The organism is Gaetbulibacter saemankumensis DSM 17032 (genome assembly GCF_000425645.1).
In the GTDB taxonomy this organism is placed as follows: domain Bacteria; phylum Bacteroidota; class Bacteroidia; order Flavobacteriales; family Flavobacteriaceae; genus Gaetbulibacter; species Gaetbulibacter saemankumensis.
Genome location: NZ_AUDV01000005.1, coordinates 50928 through 70138 on the forward strand (window position 1 = coordinate 50928; position 19211 = coordinate 70138).

At 31.9% G+C, this 19211-nt stretch carries 17 protein-coding genes; 10 read left to right on the forward strand and 7 right to left on the reverse strand.

The annotated features are described in order from the left end of the window. Window positions 1–85: 85 nt before the first annotated feature. From H611_RS0100280 to H611_RS0100290, 3 genes are read right to left on the reverse strand one after another with little or no spacing between them, the layout of a single operon-like run. Window positions 86–1492 (reverse strand): bifunctional UDP-3-O-[3-hydroxymyristoyl] N-acetylglucosamine deacetylase/3-hydroxyacyl-ACP dehydratase, encoded by a 1407-nt coding sequence (locus H611_RS0100280; RefSeq protein ID WP_027136463.1) that lies wholly within the window; start codon window positions 1490–1492, stop codon window positions 86–88. After that, complete coding sequence (gene lpxD / locus H611_RS0100285; RefSeq protein ID WP_027136464.1) at window positions 1493–2506, reverse strand: UDP-3-O-(3-hydroxymyristoyl)glucosamine N-acyltransferase; 1014 nt, start codon at window positions 2504–2506, stop codon at window positions 1493–1495. It lies immediately after the preceding gene. Between the two features lie 50 nt (window positions 2507–2556). After that, window positions 2557–3777: an HD domain-containing protein gene (locus tag H611_RS0100290; protein WP_245574746.1), complete on the reverse strand. Its 1221-nt coding sequence runs from the start codon at window positions 3775–3777 to the stop codon at window positions 2557–2559. Window positions 3778–3868: 91 nt separating this feature from the next. Here H611_RS0100290 and porX point away from each other — a divergent pair, with 91 nt between their 5' ends. From porX to H611_RS0100310, 3 genes are all read left to right on the forward strand, one after another. Beyond that, window positions 3869–5422, forward strand: coding sequence for a T9SS response regulator signal transducer PorX (gene porX, locus H611_RS0100295; RefSeq protein ID WP_027136466.1), 1554 nt, complete (start codon window positions 3869–3871; stop codon window positions 5420–5422). A 90-nt stretch (window positions 5423–5512) separates the two neighbouring features. After that, window positions 5513–5917, forward strand: a complete 405-nt coding sequence (gene tsaE, locus H611_RS0100300; protein WP_027136467.1) for a tRNA (adenosine(37)-N6)-threonylcarbamoyltransferase complex ATPase subunit type 1 TsaE — start codon at window positions 5513–5515, stop codon at window positions 5915–5917. A gap of 269 nt (window positions 5918–6186) precedes the next feature. Beyond that, window positions 6187–6729: a hypothetical protein gene (locus H611_RS0100310; protein ID WP_027136468.1), complete on the forward strand. Its 543-nt coding sequence runs from the start codon at window positions 6187–6189 to the stop codon at window positions 6727–6729. Window positions 6730–6759: 30 nt separating this feature from the next. On the opposite strand, the gene H611_RS0100315 is transcribed toward H611_RS0100310, so the two are convergent. Continuing rightward, window positions 6760–9177 carry an outer membrane beta-barrel family protein gene (locus H611_RS0100315; RefSeq protein WP_027136469.1) on the reverse strand — a complete coding sequence of 806 codons (2418 nt, stop codon included), beginning with the start codon at window positions 9175–9177 and terminating at the stop codon, window positions 6760–6762. A 189-nt stretch (window positions 9178–9366) separates the two neighbouring features. On the opposite strand from H611_RS0100315, the gene H611_RS0100320 reads away from it, so the two are divergent. The 4 genes from H611_RS0100320 (at window position 9367) to H611_RS13715 (ending at window position 12719) form a co-directional block, all read left to right on the forward strand. Next, the gene (locus H611_RS0100320; RefSeq protein ID WP_027136470.1) at window positions 9367–10566 is read left to right on the forward strand and encodes an alanine dehydrogenase; all 1200 of its coding nucleotides are present in this window, start codon (window positions 9367–9369) and stop codon (window positions 10564–10566) included. A gap of 33 nt (window positions 10567–10599) precedes the next feature. Then, on the forward strand, window positions 10600–10980 hold the full coding sequence (locus H611_RS0100325; protein WP_027136471.1) for a hypothetical protein: 381 nt from the start codon (window positions 10600–10602) through the stop codon (window positions 10978–10980). Window positions 10981–10982: 2 nt separating this feature from the next. Further along, window positions 10983–11576, forward strand: a complete 594-nt coding sequence (locus H611_RS0100330) for a sugar transferase (RefSeq protein WP_027136472.1) — start codon at window positions 10983–10985, stop codon at window positions 11574–11576. A gap of 87 nt (window positions 11577–11663) precedes the next feature. Next, the gene (locus H611_RS13715) at window positions 11664–12719 is read left to right on the forward strand and encodes a polysaccharide biosynthesis protein (RefSeq protein WP_084158107.1); all 1056 of its coding nucleotides are present in this window, start codon (window positions 11664–11666) and stop codon (window positions 12717–12719) included. Here the strand turns inward: H611_RS13715 and H611_RS0100340 are convergent. Further along, complete coding sequence (locus tag H611_RS0100340; protein ID WP_027136473.1) at window positions 12714–13886, reverse strand: proline dehydrogenase family protein; 1173 nt, start codon at window positions 13884–13886, stop codon at window positions 12714–12716. The two genes, H611_RS13715 and H611_RS0100340, sit on opposite strands and share 6 nt — an antisense overlap. Window positions 13887–13983: 97 nt before the next feature. Between H611_RS0100340 and aroB the strand changes: the two genes are divergently transcribed. Beyond that, a complete protein-coding gene (gene aroB / locus H611_RS0100345; protein WP_027136474.1) occupies window positions 13984–15051 on the forward strand; it encodes a 3-dehydroquinate synthase in 1068 nt (355 codons plus the stop codon). A gap of 14 nt (window positions 15052–15065) precedes the next feature. On the opposite strand, the gene H611_RS0100350 is transcribed toward aroB, so the two are convergent. Continuing rightward, complete coding sequence (locus H611_RS0100350; RefSeq protein ID WP_027136475.1) at window positions 15066–16199, reverse strand: DegT/DnrJ/EryC1/StrS family aminotransferase; 1134 nt, start codon at window positions 16197–16199, stop codon at window positions 15066–15068. A gap of 167 nt (window positions 16200–16366) precedes the next feature. Here H611_RS0100350 and H611_RS0100355 point away from each other — a divergent pair, with 167 nt between their 5' ends. Both H611_RS0100355 and H611_RS0100360 read left to right on the forward strand, forming a co-directional pair. After that, window positions 16367–17359 (forward strand): SDR family oxidoreductase, encoded by a 993-nt coding sequence (locus H611_RS0100355; RefSeq protein ID WP_027136476.1) that lies wholly within the window; start codon window positions 16367–16369, stop codon window positions 17357–17359. A 12-nt stretch (window positions 17360–17371) separates the two neighbouring features. Further along, window positions 17372–18652 (forward strand): nucleotide sugar dehydrogenase, encoded by a 1281-nt coding sequence (locus H611_RS0100360; protein WP_027136477.1) that lies wholly within the window; start codon window positions 17372–17374, stop codon window positions 18650–18652. 76 nt (window positions 18653–18728) lie between these two features. Here the strand turns inward: H611_RS0100360 and H611_RS0100365 are convergent, their stop codons facing one another. After that, on the reverse strand, window positions 18729–19208 hold the full coding sequence (locus H611_RS0100365; RefSeq protein ID WP_027136478.1) for an Lrp/AsnC family transcriptional regulator: 480 nt from the start codon (window positions 19206–19208) through the stop codon (window positions 18729–18731). Window positions 19209–19211: the final 3 nt, after the last annotated feature.

Genomic DNA, 19211 nt, shown 5'->3' on the forward strand with positions numbered 1-19211 from the left:
TTAGTTTAATTTATAGAACTAGTTGTTGTTGTCTATATACATAAGCTTCTAAAAGAATAAATTTAGAAGCTTATTTTATTTATAATTATTTTACCTTCGATATTTGCGCCATTAATTCAGCTTCAGCACAAAGTTTGCCGTTCGCATAGGCGTATCCTTGCATATGACAAATACCACGACGTATAGGTGTTATTAATGAGCATTTGAAAATTAATGTATCGCCTGGCATTACTTTTTGTTTAAACTTTACGTTATCCATTTTCATGAAGAATGTTAAGTAGTTTTCAGGATCCGGAACCGTATTTAAAACAAGAATCCCACCTGTTTGAGCCATGGCCTCAACAATGAGAACACCAGGCATAACAGGTGCGCCTGGAAAATGCCCTTCGAAGAAATATTCATTCATAGTGACATTTTTTGTTGCTGTTACATAGCTATCTGTTAATTCAAATACTTTATCTATTAACAAGAATGGTTGCCTGTGCGGTAACATAGACATGATTTGATTTACATCCATTAATGGTGGCTGATTCAAATCTATATTAGGCACATTATTGCGACGATCATTCTTTATTAATTTTGAAAGTTTTTTTGCGAACTGTGTATTAATATAGTGTCCTGGTTTATTAGCAATTACCTTACCCCTAATACGTGTACCTACAAGTGCTAAATCTCCTAAAACATCAAGTAATTTATGTCTAGCAGCTTCATTTGGGTGGTGTAAAGTTAGGTTATCAAGAATACCGTTTGGCTTCACTGCTATAGCATCTTTTTTAAAGGCTACTTTTAGTTTCTCCATGGTTTTTTCAGATAAAGGCTTATCCACATAAACAATAGCGTTATTTAAATCACCTCCTTTTATAAGCCCATGTTCCAATAACATTTCAATTTCATGTAAAAAACTAAATGTTCTTGAGCATGCAATTTCTTCTTTAAAATCGGAGATTTGATTCAGCGTAGCATTTTGAGTGCCTAAAACTTTGGTTCCAAAATCAACCATTGTTGTTACTTGATACTCTTTGGCAGGCATTACTAGGATTTCACTCCCGGATTCTTCATCTACATAAGAAATCACATCTGTAATTTCATATTCTTCTCTAAAAGCGTCTAATTCTATTATACCCGCTTCTTCAAGCGCTTCAACAAAAAACTTTGAAGAGCCATCCATAATTGGAGGCTCTGAAGCATTCAATTCAATAATAATATTATCTACATCTAAACCAACTAGAGCAGCTAAAACATGTTCTGAAGTCTGTATAGTTACTCCATTTTTCTCCAGACAAGTACCTCTTTGGGTGTTGGTTACATAATTTGCATCGGCTTCAATTATTGGTTCTCCCTCTAAATCAACACGCTTAAATGCTAAGCCTGTATTTGCATCTGCAGGTTTAAAAGTTAAGGTTACATTTTTACCTGTGTGTAAACCAACTCCGGTAAGTGAGACCGGGTTTTCTATAGTTTTCTGTTTAAGTTCAGTGTTAACTATTCCCATTTATTTTTTATCTAAATCGTTAATTTGTTTAATAATCTGAGGTAGGTTCTTAAAGTGAACATACGATTTATTGTAATCTGCATACGACAAGGCTGGTGACCCTTGAAGCACTTCATTATCTTTTACATTTCTTCCTATGCCCGATTGAGCCTGAATTTTAACATTATTACCAATAGTAATATGTCCAACAATACCAACTTGCCCTCCTATTTGACAATCGGATCCTATTTTAGTCGATCCTGCAATACCAGTTTGTGCAGCAACTACAGTGTTTTTACCAATTTCAACATTGTGTGCAATTTGAATTTGATTATCTAATTTCACACCTTCACGAATAATTGTAGAACCTAATGTAGCTCTATCTATAGTTGTTGCAGCTCCTATATCAACATTGTCTTCAATAATAACATTGCCTGTTTGAGGTACCTTGTTGTAGCCTCCGTTTTCATTTGGTGCAAAACCAAAGCCATCAGCACCTATAATTGCTCCTGAATTAATGACACAACTATTACCTATAACGGTATCGGAGTAAAGCTTTGCCCCGGCAAAAACAACTGTGTTATTCCCGATAACCACATTATCTCCTAAAAATACATTTGGAAATAATTTAACATTATCTCCAATCTTTACATTTTCACCGATATACGCAAAGGCCCCTATGTAAATATTTTCCCCGTAGGTCGCTGAATCTGAAATAAAAGATGGATTTTCAATCCCTAATTTATTTAGCTTAACCATATTGTAATATTCTAATATTTTTGAAAACGCTAAATAAGCATCATCAACTTTTATTAGTGTGGTTTGTATCTCGCTTTCTGGAATAAAAGATTTATTTACAATAGCGATAGAAGCTTTTGTAGTATAGATATATTGTGTGTATTTCGGATTAGCTAGAAAGGTTAATGCGCCTTCAAATCCTTCTTCTATCTTAGCTAGTTTAGATACTTCAGCATCAGGATTTCCAACAACATCTCCTTCTAAAATCCCTGCTATTTGTTGTGCTGTAAATTTCAAACTTAAAGTTTATTGTTTTTAATTAGATGTGCAAAAATAGGAAAAATGTCCTAAAGTTTCCCCTTAGGATAGCAGATATAATATTTTGTAACCGGTTTAGACAAAGCTTTTAAATTTAACTGGTCGGATGCCTTCACGATATCCTGTATTTTTCCAGATTTATGCATAATATTTATACCCTTGTGTTTTAACTGATAAGCCTGATTAAAAATACTTCCTGTAAAAACAAAATAACGAGCTTCATGCTTTTCAATATTGTAAAACTCCATGACTTCTTTTAGATTTTTGTCTAAATTTTCTGGTTTTATTGGTTTCTTTTTAAGTTTTATGGCCGGTAAATTCCGATTAAGAATCATCTGGCAAAGTCTGCTTAAAACAAAATCATCATGATTCTTCCAATGTTTCATTGCTGATACAATATCAAAATCATCTAATTCAGCATAAATGTCCAGAACCTGATTACTAAAATTTTCAATGGATATTTTATTTTCCAAAAAATAAATCAATGATGTTCCCGCTTCTAATTTAACCCCTTGGCTATATAATTCTTTAGCACGTTGCAACACTCTTATTAATAATTGTTCTGCAGCTAAACCGGTTTTATGCAGATAGACTTGCCAATACATGAATCGTCGTGCCACAATAAATTTCTCCACACTGTAAATACCCTTTTCTTCAAAAACAAGATGATCATCTACTACATTCAACATAGTAATGAGACGTTCACTATTAATATTTCCTTCTGCAACACCAGTATAGAAACTATCCCGCTTAAGATAATCTGCTCGGTCAATATCAAATTGCCCCGATATTAGCTGACACATGAATTTGCGATGGTATTCGCCTTTAAAAATCTTAATAGCTAGTGTTAAATTTCCGTTAAATTCCTTATTCAGTTGCTCCATAAAAAGTAAGGAAATTTGTTCATGTGAAACACCTTCTACAATACTATGCTCCATAGCATGTGAAAATGGACCATGACCAATATCATGAAGTAAAATAGCCGCATAAAGCCCTGTTTCTTCTTCCTTAGAAACTGTAACACCTTTAAAACGAAGCACGTTGATAGTTTGCTTCATTAAGTGAATACATCCAATTGCATGATGAAACCGTGTATGATGAGCTCCTGGATACACCAAATAAGACATCCCCATTTGAGTGATTCTTCGTAAGCGTTGAAAGTATTTATGTTGAATTAAATCGAATATTAATGAATTTGGAATAGTAATAAATCCGTAAATTGGGTCGTTTAATATTTTAAGTTTGTTCAAACGTTTATTAATTATCGTGTTGCATTAACAAATATAAATATATAGTACTAAAGTCCATAGTTTAAATTAATTTCTAAAATAAATAAGATACATGAGTAACATAAAAATACTTTGGGTTGATGATGAAATAGACTTATTAAAGCCTCATATTATATTTTTGGAAAAGAAAAATTATGACGTGGTTACTTGTAAAAGTGGTAGTGAAGCTATCGATATTTTAGATACCGAAAAATTTGATATTGTTTTTTTAGATGAAAACATGCCTGGGTTAACAGGTCTGGAAACATTAAATGAAATAAAAGAAAAACAAGATAATCTTCCAGTGGTTATGATTACAAAAAGCGAGGAAGAATACATAATGGAAGAAGCTATCGGTAGTAAAATTGCCGATTACTTAATTAAACCGGTAAATCCAAATCAGATACTATTAAGTCTTAAGAAGAATTTGGATCATTCCAGACTGGTTTCAGAAAAGACGACTTCTAATTACCAGCAGGAATTTAGAAAAATAGCTATGGATTTAACGATGGTAAATTCTTTTGAAGAATGGGCTACGTTATATCAGAAATTAATTTACTGGGAACTTCAACTTGAAGATATTGAAGATGCAGGTATGTTTGAGATTTTAGAATCTCAAAAAACAGAAGCAAACATTCAATTCGGGAAATTCATAGAAAAAAACTATGCTAAATGGTTTGAACCCTATTATGATGCCCCAGTAATGTCCCACACTTTATTCAAGGAGAAAATAGTTCCAGAATTAAATAAGGAGCAACCTACCCTATTAGTTGTTGTAGATAATTTACGCTATGATCAGTGGAAGGTTTTTGAGCCCATAATTAACGGATATTATAAGAAAGATAAAGAAGAGGCTTTTTATAGTATTCTACCTACCGCGACTCAATATGCCAGAAACGCCATTTTTTCTGGTTTAATGCCAGGTGATATGGAAAAACTTTTTCCTCAATTTTGGAAAAACGATACCGATGAGGGTGGGAAAAATTTGCATGAAGCCGATTTTCTTGAATCGCAAATAAAACGTTTAGGTTTAACACACTTAACTTGTGAATTTCACAAAATCACAAACTTAAAGACTGGGAAAAAACTCGTTGAAAATTTCAAATCTTTAAAAAATAATGATTTAACGGTTGTGGTTTATAATTTCGTAGATATGCTATCGCATTCTAAAACTGAAATGGAAGTTGTAAAGGAGTTAGCTTCTAATGACAAAGCTTATCGATCATTAGCCGTGAGCTGGTTTAAAAATTCACCATTGTTTGAGATGATACAAAAAGCTCAACAACTTGGATTTAAGCTGATATTAACCACAGATCACGGTACTATAAATGTAAAAAACCCATCAAAAGTAATTGGCGACAGAGACACTAGTTTAAATCTTCGCTACAAAACCGGACGAAGTTTAACTTATGATAATAAAGATGTTATTGAGTTTAAAAACCCCAAGGAAGTTCATTTGCCTAGTATTAATATGAGTAGTTCGTTTATATTTGCGAAAACGGATTTGTTCTTTGCTTATCCTAATAACTATAATCACTATGTGAGTTACTATAGAAACACTTATCAACACGGTGGGGTTTCTTTAGAAGAAATGATTATACCGTTTGTGGTATTTAATCCGAAATAATCTATGTAAGGTAGTATTAAATCGACAAAACGCATATTTTTTAGGTGTATTCATATAAAAATTGTATTATTGTAATTAAAATTAAAGTGTTTGGAAATAATTTATAATCTTGAAAACGTCGATAAGGTGGCTCAAGAATTAATTAATAATCTCAAAACCAAAACCCTATTGCTTATTGGTGATATGGGTGTTGGAAAAACAACATTAATTAAAGCTTTAATTAAAAAATTAGGAAGCCAGGATGAAGCAAATAGCCCAACATTCTCTATTGTTAACGAGTATGATTTAGGAGATGACAGAGCTTATCATTTTGACTTATATAGAATAAACGATATTGAAGAAGCTTATAATTTTGGGATAGAAGATTATTTAGATTCTGATAACTGGGTATTAATTGAATGGCCAGAAATCATTGAGCCGTTATTAGAAAATAATTATAACGTGATTCAAATTGAATTATATAAAGATAATACTAGGAAGTTAGTTTTAAAATAGATTTATAATCAATTTTGATGTATAATAAGTAGACATATTGCTTTGAAAAATGGTGTTTTACGGTAAATCCGCAAGTAAAAAAGGTAAAAACAACTTGTTTTAACATTTTTTTAACATTTTACCAGAAATCACCATTTACTCTTTAGTTACATTTGGGTAATTAATTAATTAAATCCCTTATAAAATGAAAACTAAAAAGTATGTTATCGCTATAGCGATTTTCGGAGGAATGTTGTTCACGGCTTATGCAGCAAACACTGTAAACCAAGATGGAGAACAAACAGCAAAAATTGAAAGATCAAAAATCAGAATTCCATCGGCTGGATAGGAAAAGTTTGATTATAGGGAGTTTAATCGCAACTTTAATTGCGTTAACTCCTTATTTCTTTTATTTATATGAAAGTGTTCCAGATATTCGTGTTTGGAACACTTTTTTGTTTACATATGACAGCAAATATTATGGAAGTGTTTTAACAGTTGCATGGACTTTAACAGGCAAAATGATACCTCTATTTTTGTTTTTCATTTGGTTCTTTACCTGTAGACATTGGTGGTATCACGTGCTTTTAGTTCCTATTGCCATGTATGCATACCAAATATTCATAACATTAAATGATGACTTAAATTATGTAGATTCCAATCAGCTAATTTACTTAATTCCAATTATGGCCATAATAGTGCCATCTATATATTTGATAAGAGCTCAAATTTTTAATAAAATCAATACCGCAAGCAAAACTTTAGAAGAGCTGGAAGATGAATTTAAAGTGTCTCCTAAAAATTTCTGGGACAAAATACGCCAATATTTCTAAAAGAAAATATGATTAAAAAGCATAATGAAGTTAAAGTCTTTCTCTCTCCTCTGATTCTATAGACTTTTCATTGGTTGTTAATTTGGAATTGCCAAAGTTATAATTAAAACCAATAACAAATAATCGGTTTTCTATATAACTCTTACTGTAAATATCCTGATTTAAATATTTAGTCGTTTCACTAAAATTTTGAGTATTAAATATATCTGTAACACCAATGTTTAAGGAAGCTCTATCCTCAAAGAAGGTCTTTTTAAAATTAATATCTACCCCCATTCGTTCACTACCTAATTTTGGTCCATCATTAACAGGAGATATGTAAGACAAACTTAAATCAGCTATCAAGCTCTTGTCCTTTAGAATACTAAAGTAATTTGCGAATTGCCCGTAATAAGACCACTGATTAGTAGAGGTTAACTCATTATTACTTGCCAAGGCAAAAAAATTGTTTTGATAAAAAAACACAGATGAAAAACAATAAAAATCCCAGTTTTTGGTAATTGAAGTATAGGTTGTAAAATCTAGACCGTAAGAAATACTATTGTCTATATTTGTATTTACATATTTAATCAACCTATCTTCATTGTCTTGAAAGACGATCTGTAAAGCCGTATCATATTCTTGCCTATAATACACCTCGAAAGTATACTTTTGATCTATAGTATATCCCAGTGTAAAAACATCATCAATTTGAGGTTTTAATTTAGGGTCTCCAGTCATAAAGCTATTATCATTAAAGTAATATCTAAAAGGGTTTAATTGACTGTATCGAGGTCTGAAAATCCTTCGGTTATAGTTGAAATAAATTTCATCATCAGAATCAAATCTTTTCAAAATATGGATAGAAGGGAAAAATTTCACATAATCCTTTTTGTTTTCAGTATTTAAAGACACAGACACTCCTTTTAAACTAGTATATTCGGTTCGTAGCCCTGCTTTTAAATTCCATTTCGACCAATCTTTAGAATAACTCAAGTAACCAGCATAATTCATCTCGTCGTACAAGAAAGTATCCGTATTTCCAAAATCTTGGATCATGACCTCATTTTCTATAGTATATTGAGTTAATAAGTTATCAGAATTAATACTAGAGATTTTTATGCCCGCTTCAAACAAATCTGTTTCGCTAGTGGGTAATTCATAGTCTAATTGCCCAGTGTAGAGTTTAATATATTGCCTGGAATGGGTTTGAAAATTGTTTGTATTAAAAGGATTGTTATTATCTGGTAAAAAATAATCGGTGTAGACGTCCTGAAAATTAGTATCGTCATAATTAGTATGATGTAAACTCACCGACAGCTTCTCTCCTACCTTTTTAAATTTATGGGTATAATCTAAAGTAAAAGCTAAATTAAAGGTTTCACCAAAGGAGTTGTTTTCTGTATTAAACAAAGAGTCCAAAACAATATTACTACTATAAACCTCGGTTAAAGAATTGACTTTCGTTTTAGTGTTCTCTTTTGGAGCTATTAATATGTTAGATGAAAATCCTATTGAATTAAATTGGTCAAAATTGTAATCCAAATTGGCGTTTATATTATGATGAGCTGATTGCTTTGTTCTTTTGTAGTCTGTTTGCCAACGTGAATCAATTTGATTGTTATCTATGAAATTTATAAATTCATCATTGTTGCGGTAATCTTTGCGGGGACTATAACTATAATTTAAGTATGTGTTTAATTTTTTCGTTTTAAAGAAATGACTAGTACCAACCATATATTTCGGATAATTGGAACCTTGCTTGTAATTACCAAAAATACTTCCGTTATATCCAGAAATAATATTTTTACTTGTAATTATATTAATTACAGCTCCTCCTTCAGCTTCATATTTTGCAGGAGGGTTCGTAATGACTTCAATGGATTTAATATTACTCGCGGAAGTGCCTTCCAATAATTGCTGAACCTCATTAGTAGATAAATGCACTTTTCGGTCATTTATATAAATAGTCGGACTACCATTTTTCACAGTTATTTTGTCATTGGAAACAAATACCCCCGGAGCATGTTTAAGTACATCTAAAATATTATTATTTGATAATGTTGAATTTTCTACATTAAACACCAATCGATCCACTAGTCTTTTAATTGTTGGGCGTTTTGCAGTAATAGTTACTCCTTTTAGTGATTCTGTTTTTTCATTTAAAACAATAGTTCCTAAATCTTTGTCAGAGTTTATATTAATCTCTGACAGGTAATTTTCAAAGCCTAAATAGGTTATTTTTATATAATAATCTCCTGTATTTATGTTTTCTAGGCGGAATATCCCATTTTCATTAGTTGTGGTCCCAAATAAAATTTTAGACTCTTCTTGATTTAAGATCGTTACATTACAGAAAGGAATTTCTGTGCCGGAATGATCCATAACCTGCCCTTTCAGAAAAAAAACCTGACTATAACTGAGACTGGACAAAAGAAATGCTAAATAAAAAAGAAATTTTTCTGTCATGGATTGGGTTATAACTACAAACTTAAAATATTTAATTTGAATCGCTTTGAGGGAAAACCATAAAATTCTCACTTTTTTATTTAGTTCGAATAAAAGGAATGCCTAATAAGCGTAAAATAGTTATTTTTGGGATAAATTAAAACAATAGGGAAAATATTCGTAATTTGATTTATTCTAATTCAACCAAACATGTCTAAACAGTTATCTCCTTTTACTAAGCAGCAATTATTACCACAAGAAGAAACGCTTGAAATATTCAAAAAAAAAGGAAATCTATTTATAGGAATACCTAAAGAAAATTCTTATCAGGAAAAGCGGGTATGTTTAACTCCTGATGCTGTTTATGCATTAGTTAGTAACGGACATCAAGTGATTTTAGAATCTGGTGCAGGTGATGGGGCTAATTTTGTAGATAGGGATTATAGTGAAGCCGGTGCCGAAATTACCAATGACACAGCTAAAGTGTTTGCTTGCCCAATGATTTTAAAAGTAGAGCCGCCCACTTTAGATGAAATTAAACTTATAAATCCACAAACTATTTTAATTTCTGCTTTACAAATAAAAACACAAACAAAAAAATACTTTGAAGCCCTTGCAGCAAAGCGCATCACGGCTTTGGCGTTTGAATTTATTAGAGATTCTGACGGGAATTATCCAGCGGTAAAATCTCAAAGTGAAATTGCAGGTACAGCTTCGGTTTTAATAGCTTCTGAATTGTTATCTGATTCAAGTAGCGGAAACGGACGTATGTTTGGCAATATAAGTGGGGTACCCCCTTTAGAGGTTGTAATTCTTGGAGCCGGAACCGTTGGTGAATTTGCAGCCAGAAGCTCTATTGGTTTGGGTGCAAGTGTGAAAATATTTGATAATTCTATAACAAAACTTAGGAGAGTTCAGGCACATTTAGGACGCCCTCTATACACCTCTACCATTCAACCTAAAAATTTAACCAAAGCCTTAAAACGTTGTGATGTCCTTATTGGAGCTGTTCGCGGATCCAATAGAGCCCCTGTTATTGTGAATGAATCTATGGTTGAATCGATGAAAAAAGGATCCATACTTATAGACGTAAGTATCGATATGGGAGGATGTGTTGAAACTAGCGAGGTTACCTCCCACAAGAACCCTACATTTATTAAATATGGTGTAGTACATTATTGTGTTCCTAATATACCGGCAAGATATTCTAGAACATCTTCATTGTCAATCAGTAATATATTTACCCCATATTTATTAAAAATTGCAGATGATGGTGGTATTGAAAATTCCTTAAGATTTGATAAGGGTTTAAAAAATGGGTTGTATTTTTACCACGGAATTTTAACTAGTAAATCGGTTGGAGAATGGTTCGATTTAAATTACAGTGATATTAATTTAATTATTTTCTAAGAACATCTACTCTTTAGCTTTTAAAAAACATTAATGAAATTAATACAACGTATAGGTTACTATCTCGGTGGTTTTTCCATGGGATTAATCATTTTAGCTTTCTTTTTAAATGGAAAAAAAACATCATGTAGTTATGGTCCTGAAGCAAGGGTTTTAAAAAATATTAGACAGAAAAATATTGAATATTCTGATATAGTAAATAAAATAATCTTAGAAAATCATATCGATTCGTTATTGGTGCCATATGTTTTAAAGAAGGGAAGTGTAAATTTTTCGACAAGTGAATCTAGAAAAAAACCTTGTGGGATTTATGAAGTTGAAGGTGATTATGGTAACAAGGAGGTTCTTTTAACTATAGAGAACTGTGATAGCACAGCAACTATTAAACATCTACAGTTTAAAATAAAGGATTAATAATGCTAAAACGGTCTTTTGATATATTTTTTTCAACTTTAGGCCTCGTATTGCTTTCTCCTTTATTTTTATGTCTTGCCATTTTAATTAAATTTAATTCTAAGGGACCTGTGTTTTTTAAGCAAAATAGGGTTGGATTACACAATAAGGATTTTAAAATTTACAAGTTCAGGACCATGAAGCTTAATTCTGAATTTGACGGCTTATTAACTATCGGAAATAAGGATTCGCGAATCACTAAAGTTGGTTTGTTTTTAAGACGCTACAAGATTGATGAACTCCCGCAACTTTATAATATCTTAAAAGGAGATATGAGTTTTGTTGGGCCAAGAGCAGAGTTACGACATTTTGTAAACTACTATAACGAAGATGATTTAAATATTTTTAGCGTCAGACCAGGTTTAACTGGTTTAGCATCCTTAAACTTCCGAAATGAAGTTGAATTGTTAAAGAATCAAAAAGCTCCCGAAATTTACTATATAAAAAACATAATACCTGCTAAGCTGAAATTTAACAAGGTTTATTTAAAAAAGAGTAGCTTTCTATTCGATCTAAAAATATTATGGCGAACTATTTTCATCGTAATATTTAATTAACACTATGTCTAGTTTAATGTATTACTGAATTTGCTCTTCAAATTAATTTAGTATACTTTAGAAATTCTATTAAACTTAAAAACTTAAATGCCCGTAATTTTAAGTCATCAATTGGAAAAGCTAATGACACCATCCAAACAGGATGATGCATACACATTTGATTCAGAATTCGAGAAAGAGACAATCCTAATCACAGGGGCTGCTGGTTCACTAGGTTCCGAATTAGTCAAAAGAATTTCTAGGTTAAAATTCTTTAAGCTCGTTCTTATAGATATTGCTGAAAACGCACTTTTTCAATTAAATAAGGAATTACGTTTAGATAGCAACATTAATATCATAGTAGAATGTTTAGATATTACTAAAAGAGGTGATTTAACTGAATTATTTAAAAAGTATACTCCGACATTAATTTTTCACACTGCTGCGCATAAACATGTACCAGAAATGGAAAGCAAAGTTTATGAGGCCATTACATTAAATATCGGGTCGACTGTTTGTTTATCTGAATTAGCAATTAAATATAAATGCAGAAAATTTATTTTCATTTCTACCGATAAGGCTGTAGATCCGATTAGTGTAATGGGAATGACTAAAGCAATATCTGAAAATTATCTAATGGAATTAAATAACAACCATAATATTTCTTTTGTTTCCGCTCGTTTTGGCAATATTCTTGGCTCAAATGGTTCTGCATTACCTATCTTTTTAGAGCAAATAAAACAAAACAAACCTATAACCATAACGAGTACTGAAGCTACACGTTATTTTATAAGCAAGAAAAAAGCAGGTAATCTTATTTTAAAAATTGCAACTTTCAATAAATCTCAGGGCAATCTATTTACTTTCGAAATGGGTACTCCAATAAAAATAGTTGAATTGGCAAGCTACATCATGAAAGAACATGACTACAGAAAAAAGGTTGATATTGTAGGTTTACGAACCGGAGAAAAACTTCATGAAAAAATAGTCTCTAAAAATGAAGATGTAACAGCGACTCGTTTTCCTGAAATTCTAAAAATAACAAAAAAGAACTCTAGAGTACCAAAAAAGAAAAACCTGCAAGATATTCTAAATATACCTGCAGGTTTTAATAATGATAATTTAAAAATTATTTTAAAAAATTATATTGAAGGATTATTATGATTTTCTGCGTTTTTTCTCGCGCTCTATTAACATTAATTCACGTCCTGTTTGTCCTGCAACCGAAGTATTCTCTTCTGCTCTACGAATCAAATAAGGCATCACGTCTTTTACAGGTCCAAATGGCATATATTTAGCAACGTTGTATCCTTCGGCAGCTAAATTGTAACTGATGTTATCACTCATTCCGTAAAGTTGTCCAAACCAAATCCTCGAATCGTTTTTGGCAATACCCTTACTTTCCATCAAATCCATTAACAAATATGAACTTTCTTCATTATGTGTTCCGTTGAAAATAGAAATTGTATCGATATGATCAGCTGCGTAGCGTAATCCTTCATTAAAATTTTCATCTGTCGCAGCTTTATTTGGGCAAATTGGAGATGTATATCCTCGTTTTTCAGCACGCTCATTCTCCTTTTCCATATAGGCTCCTCGAACAAATTTATAACCTAAAAAGTAGCCTTCATTTTTAGCTTTTTCATGTTCCTTTTTCATAAAAGCAAGACGATCATGACGATACATCTGTAAAGTATTAAAAACAACTGCTTTTTGGGTGTTGTACTTCTGCATCATTTTAGTTACTAAAGCATCCGCGGCATCCTGCATCCAGCTTTCTTCTGCATCAATTAGGACTTCTATATTGTTATCCTGTGCTCGTTTGCAAACAGCATCAAAACGTGCCTCTACTCGACTCCATTCACTCCGTTCTTCACTTGTCAGAGCCTCACCTTTTCCAACCTTTTCATAAAGACTTAGTCTTCCAAACCCCGTAGGTTTAAAAACGGCGATAGGCATAGCCTTGATTTCTTTTGAAAAGTTCATAATTCTTAAAATGATATCTTTAGCAGAATCAAATTCTTGTTCATTTTCCTTTCCTTCAACAGAATAATCTAATACCGAACTCACTCCCTTTTGATACATTTTATCAATTACTGGTAAGCAGTCTTTTTCATTTACCCCTCCGCAAAAATGGTCGAACACAGTTGCTCGTATTAAACCTTCAATGGGTAATTTAGCTTTTAATGCGAAATTTGTTGCGGCAGTACCAATTTTCACCAATGGCTCAATTGATATCATCTTAAATAAGAAATAAGCACGCTCTAGTTCTGAGTCGCTTTTTAACGCAAAAGCAATCTCTGTATTGTCAAATAGTTTTTTGGCACTCATTAATTGAGAAAATTATTGAATATAAGCGTGGCGAAGTTATCATTTTTTCCCAAATTCTTCTTAATTTCACGCACTTAAAAAAAAGTTAATTTATTTCATGGATTCCATTACTACAGGAAATTGTACTATTCATTTTAATGAAGACTGCTACGTATCTTTAAATCAACATGTTAAAGAAAATAATTTTTCAAAAATATTCATTTTAGTTGATGAAAATACTCACCAAAATTGCTTACCTATTTTTCTGGAAAAATTGGACACCAATATTAGTATTGAAATTATTGAGATCGAATCTGGAGAAATAAACAAGACTATTGAAACATGTACGGGAGTTTGGAACGCCCTCTCTGAATTAGATGCTGACAGAAAAAGTTTACTTATTAATATAGGTGGTGGTGTTATTACCGATTTAGGAGGATTTGTTGCTTGTACTTTTAAACGCGGCATGGCATATGTAAATGTGCCAACTACCCTGTTATCTATGGTAGATGCTTCTGTTGGAGGGAAGACCGGTGTAGATCTAGGGCATTTAAAAAACCAAATAGGCGTTATTAGTAATCCTGATTTGGTATTAATCGATACGTTTTACTTAAATACAGTGCCTCAAAATCAAATGCGTTCAGGTTTAGCAGAAATGTTAAAACATGGCTTAATAAGCGATATAGCATATTGGAACAAATTTCAAGATTTATCAAAATTAAAACTTGACGATTTAGATCAATTAATCTACGAATCTGTTCTAATAAAGAAGCATGTTGTTGAAGTAGATCCGTTTGAAAATGGTTTAAGAAAAACCTTGAATTACGGACATACCTTAGGTCATGCTATAGAATCTTATTATTTAAGCAATCCTAATAGAACTACCCTACTTCATGGTGAAGCAATTGTAATTGGTATGATTTTAGCTTCGTATTTATCGTCAAAACTAGCAGGCTTTCCAATGGAAACCACCAACGAGATAAAGAAGCTATTCTTGAACTATTACGATAAAATCATCATTCCAAAAGAAGATTACACACCTATTATCGACTTATTAAAATATGATAAAAAGAATAATCATGGTAATATTAATTTCGTACTCTTAGAAGCTATTGGAAAACCAAAAATAGATTGTTTAGTTGAAGATGACTTAATCATAGAGTCCTTTGATTATTATAATGCTTAAGTCGCAGTACTTTATTATTTGTTTTCTAAAACTTTCGAAATAGTCGAAACAATTCTGATTAATTCTGCTTGATTTAAATTAGAGCCGCTTGGCAAACATAAGCCTGTATCAAAAAGGTTTTCTGATACATTATTAGTGAATCTTAGGCAATCTTTAAAAACAGGTTGCAAATGTAAGGGTTTCCAAAGAGGCTTAGATTCTATGTTCTCTTGCTCTAATTCTAATCGTATTTGTTCTCTTAATTCGAACGACGTAGTAATTAAGCATGATAACCATCGATTGCTAAACATGTTTTCAGGTTCATGCAGAAAAGAAATATCATCATATTGAGACAAATACTTTTTATAAAACTCAAAATTAGACCGTCTGGCTATTATTCTATTATTTAAAACTTCCATCTGTCCAACGCCTATTCCCGCTAACACATTACTCAATAAATAATTGTATCCTGTGTTATTATGTTCATAATGAACGGTGTTTTCTTTAGCCTGAGAAGCTAAATAAATCGATTTCGATTTTAATTCAGTCGATTTTGTAATCAATGCTCCACCACCAGAGGTCGTTATTATTTTGTTTCCATTGAAAGAAAAAGCACTAAAATCTCCAAATACACCACAATATTTACCGTTGTATTTCGAACCAAGCGCTTCGGCACTATCTTCAATAATAGGAATATCGTATTTTTTAGCAATATCATGAATTACATTAACCTTATAAGGCATGCCATATAGATGCACGGCAATAATAGCTTTTGGTTTTTTATACCTACTAATGCGGTCTAATATTGCTGTTTCAAGTAATTCGGGGCAAATATTCCAAGTATCCAATTCGCTATCTACAAATACAGGTTTCGCTCCCTGATAAATAATAGGATTAGCTGTTGCAACAAAGGTAAAACTTTGACAAATCACTTCATCCCCTTCTTTTACATCAAGTAGCTGAAGTGCTAAATGGATAGCTGCAGTACCAGAATTCAAGGCTGTAGCATGAACTGGTTCATTTAAATATTTCGAGATTTTATTTTCAAACAACTCTATATTTGGACCTATTGGTGCGATCCAATTTGACTCGAAAGCCTTTTTAATATATTCGATTTCAAAATCACCTAGATGTGGTGGTGATAAATATATTTTAGACGCTGTTTCCATTTTAGCTTTTAATTCACCCTATAAACATAATCAATTAATTGAATTAACCTATCCTGATTTCAATTTTTGACTGTATTTTGCAGTAGAAAAAATATCTTTCCAAAAAAGACAGTTAAACTATTAGAATTTACAATATTTGTTATCAGAAACGAAATGAACTAAGGAATATGAATCTGTATGAAAAATTAAAAAATAAGACGGTTTTGGTCACAGGTGGTGCTGGTTTTATTGGCTCCAATTTGTGTGAGCACCTGTTATCTATAAATACACATGTTATATGCTTAGATAATTTTTCTACCGGAAAACATGAAAATATTGCGCCTTTTTTGCAGCATGAAAATTTCAAATTGATTGAAGGTGATATAAGAAATTTGCATGATTGCATGATTGCCTGTAAGCATGTCGATTATATTCTTCATCAGGCTGCCTTAGGATCCGTGCCGAGATCTATCAACGATCCCATTACAACAAACAATGTCAATGTATCAGGTTTTTTAAATATGTTGGTGGCCGCAAGAGATAATGCCGTAAGTCGATTTGTTTATGCGGCTAGTTCTTCAACTTATGGCGACCATGAAGCCTTACCAAAAAAAGAAGATATTATTGGAAAACCTCTGTCTCCATATGCAATTACCAAATATGTAAACGAATTATATGCTGACATCTTTAAAAAGACTTACAATTTAGATACAATCGGACTGCGCTATTTTAATGTATTTGGTAAAAATCAAGATCCTAATGGCGCATATGCGGCAGTTATACCAAAATTCATACAGCAGTATATAAACTACGAATCACCTGTAATTAATGGAGACGGTAGTTATTCAAGAGATTTTACTTATATAGAAAATGTGATTCAAATGAATATTAATGCGCTTATTACTGAGGATCCAGAAGCATTAAATACTGTTTACAATGTGGCTTGTGGTGAACGAACTACACTTTTAAAATTAGCCACCTCTATCAAATCTTATTTAACTGAATTTGATGGTAAGATTAATGACATTGATATAAAATTTAGAGATAATAGAGTTGGTGACATCCCTCATTCCTTAGCCTCTATTCAAAAAGCAAAAACCTTATTAAATTACAAACCGACACACGACTTTAATAAAGGATTAAAAGAAGCTATTTGTTGGTATTGGAACAATTTAAAATAAAGATTATTTGGTATGAATGATATAAAAATCGCAATTATAGGTTTAGGCTACGTAGGTTTACCATTAGCAAGATTATTTGCTACAAAATATTGCGTAACAGGGTTTGATATTAAATTAGATCGAATCAAAGAATTACAATCTGGTTTTGACAGTACTTTAGAAATAGAAAACGATAAACTTAAATCTGTACTTAAGTCTAGCAATACCCCTGAAAGAGGTTTGTTTTGCACCTCATACCTTAAGGATATTGCAGATTGTAATTATTATATTATAACAGTTCCTACTCCTGTTGATGAAAATAATCATCCTGATTTACGCCCCTTATATAAATCCAGTAAGTTCGTTGGGCAGATATTAAAAAAAGATGATATTGTTATTTATGAATCCACCGTATTTCCTGGTGCAACGGAAGAAGAATGTGTTCCAATACTGGAAAAAACCAGTGGCTTAAAATATAATAGTGATTTTTTTGTTGGTTATTCTCCAGAACGAATTAATCCAGGCGACAAAATTCATACTATTGAGAATATACTAAAAGTTACGGCTGGATCAACACCAGAAATAGGAGAAAAAGTAAACAAACTTTACGCTAGTGTTATTAAGGCTGGAACCCATCTAGCTCCAACCATAAAAGTAGCTGAAGCGGCCAAAGTAATTGAAAATTCCCAACGGGATATTAATATTGCATTTGTTAATGAATTGGCGAAAATATTCAACTTAATGAATATTGACACTCATGCTGTTTTAGAAGCTGCAGGAACCAAATGGAATTTTCTTCCATTTAAACCTGGACTTGTTGGCGGACATTGTATCGGTGTTGATCCTTACTACCTAGCACAAAAGGCTCAAGAAATTGGTTATCATCCCGAAATTATTCTTGCAGGTAGAAAAGTTAATGATGGTATGGGGCAATATGTCGCATCTGAAGTTATTAAACTCATGTCTTTGAAGGATATAAAAATTAAAGGTTCTAAAATTTTAATCTTAGGTATCACTTTTAAAGAAAATTGTCCGGATGTTAGAAATACAAAAGTTGTAGACTTAATTAAGGAGTTAAAAAGCTATGGGCCAGAAATTTCAATTTATGATCCATGGGCTAATGTCGACGAAGTTTTAAGGGAATACCAGTTAAATATGACAAACGAATTACCAACAGATTGTTATGACGCTGTTGTACTAACTGTAGCTCATAATGAATTTCTAAACCAAGGATTGTCAAGTCTGGTTAAATCAAACGGTGTCTTATACGACGTAAAAGGTGTACTTAAAGAAGCTGTAACCAAACGACTTTAGTTACTACTTCTCAAATCAAAAAAGCTCAACTTAAAAATTAAGTTGAGCTTTTTTGTAATAATTAGCACCGATCACATTACATATCGTTAAATATAGAATGCATCAATCTTTTCTTGTCATTAATGCTTTCTTCTAGTGATATCATTGTTTCAGTTCTATATACACCTTCAATATCATCTAAAAGGAAAATAACTTCTTTTGCATGCTCTGTACTTCTAGCTCTAATTTTGCAGAATATATTAAACTTCCCCGTTGTTATATGCGCAACAGTGACATAAGCAATCTCACTAATACGTTCTAAAACAAATTTTGTTTGAGACGTGTTGTTTAAATATACCCCTACATAAGCGATAAACGAATAGCCTAACTTTTTGTAATCTAACATTAAAGAAGAGCCTCTAATAATTCCCTGCTCTTCCATCTTCTTTACGCGAACGTGAACAGTACCTGCTGATATTAATAATTTTTTTGCAATATCTGTAAACGGAATCCTTGTGTTATCGATTAACATATCAAGAATTTGGTGATCAATTTCGTCTAATTTTATTTTCCCCATAAT

Coding starts and splice junctions, on each gene's coding strand:
- porX (WP_027136466.1), top strand. CDS start 3,869: ATGAGTAACATAAAAATACTTTGGGTTGATGATGAAATAGACTTATTA.
- H611_RS0100365 (WP_027136478.1), bottom strand. CDS start 19,208: ATGGGGAAAATAAAATTAGACGAAATTGATCACCAAATTCTTGATATG.
- H611_RS0100340 (WP_027136473.1), bottom strand. CDS start 13,886: ATGAGTGCCAAAAAACTATTTGACAATACAGAGATTGCTTTTGCGTTA.
- H611_RS0100280 (WP_027136463.1), bottom strand. CDS start 1,492: ATGGGAATAGTTAACACTGAACTTAAACAGAAAACTATAGAAAACCCG.
- H611_RS0100330 (WP_027136472.1), top strand. CDS start 10,983: ATGCTAAAACGGTCTTTTGATATATTTTTTTCAACTTTAGGCCTCGTA.
- H611_RS0100320 (WP_027136470.1), top strand. CDS start 9,367: ATGTCTAAACAGTTATCTCCTTTTACTAAGCAGCAATTATTACCACAA.
- H611_RS0100315 (WP_027136469.1), bottom strand. CDS start 9,177: ATGACAGAAAAATTTCTTTTTTATTTAGCATTTCTTTTGTCCAGTCTC.
- H611_RS0100360 (WP_027136477.1), top strand. CDS start 17,372: ATGAATGATATAAAAATCGCAATTATAGGTTTAGGCTACGTAGGTTTA.
- H611_RS0100350 (WP_027136475.1), bottom strand. CDS start 16,199: ATGGAAACAGCGTCTAAAATATATTTATCACCACCACATCTAGGTGAT.
- H611_RS0100325 (WP_027136471.1), top strand. CDS start 10,600: ATGAAATTAATACAACGTATAGGTTACTATCTCGGTGGTTTTTCCATG.
- aroB (WP_027136474.1), top strand. CDS start 13,984: ATGGATTCCATTACTACAGGAAATTGTACTATTCATTTTAATGAAGAC.
- H611_RS0100310 (WP_027136468.1), top strand. CDS start 6,187: ATGGAGAACAAACAGCAAAAATTGAAAGATCAAAAATCAGAATTCCAT.
- H611_RS0100355 (WP_027136476.1), top strand. CDS start 16,367: ATGAATCTGTATGAAAAATTAAAAAATAAGACGGTTTTGGTCACAGGT.
- H611_RS13715 (WP_084158107.1), top strand. CDS start 11,664: ATGCCCGTAATTTTAAGTCATCAATTGGAAAAGCTAATGACACCATCC.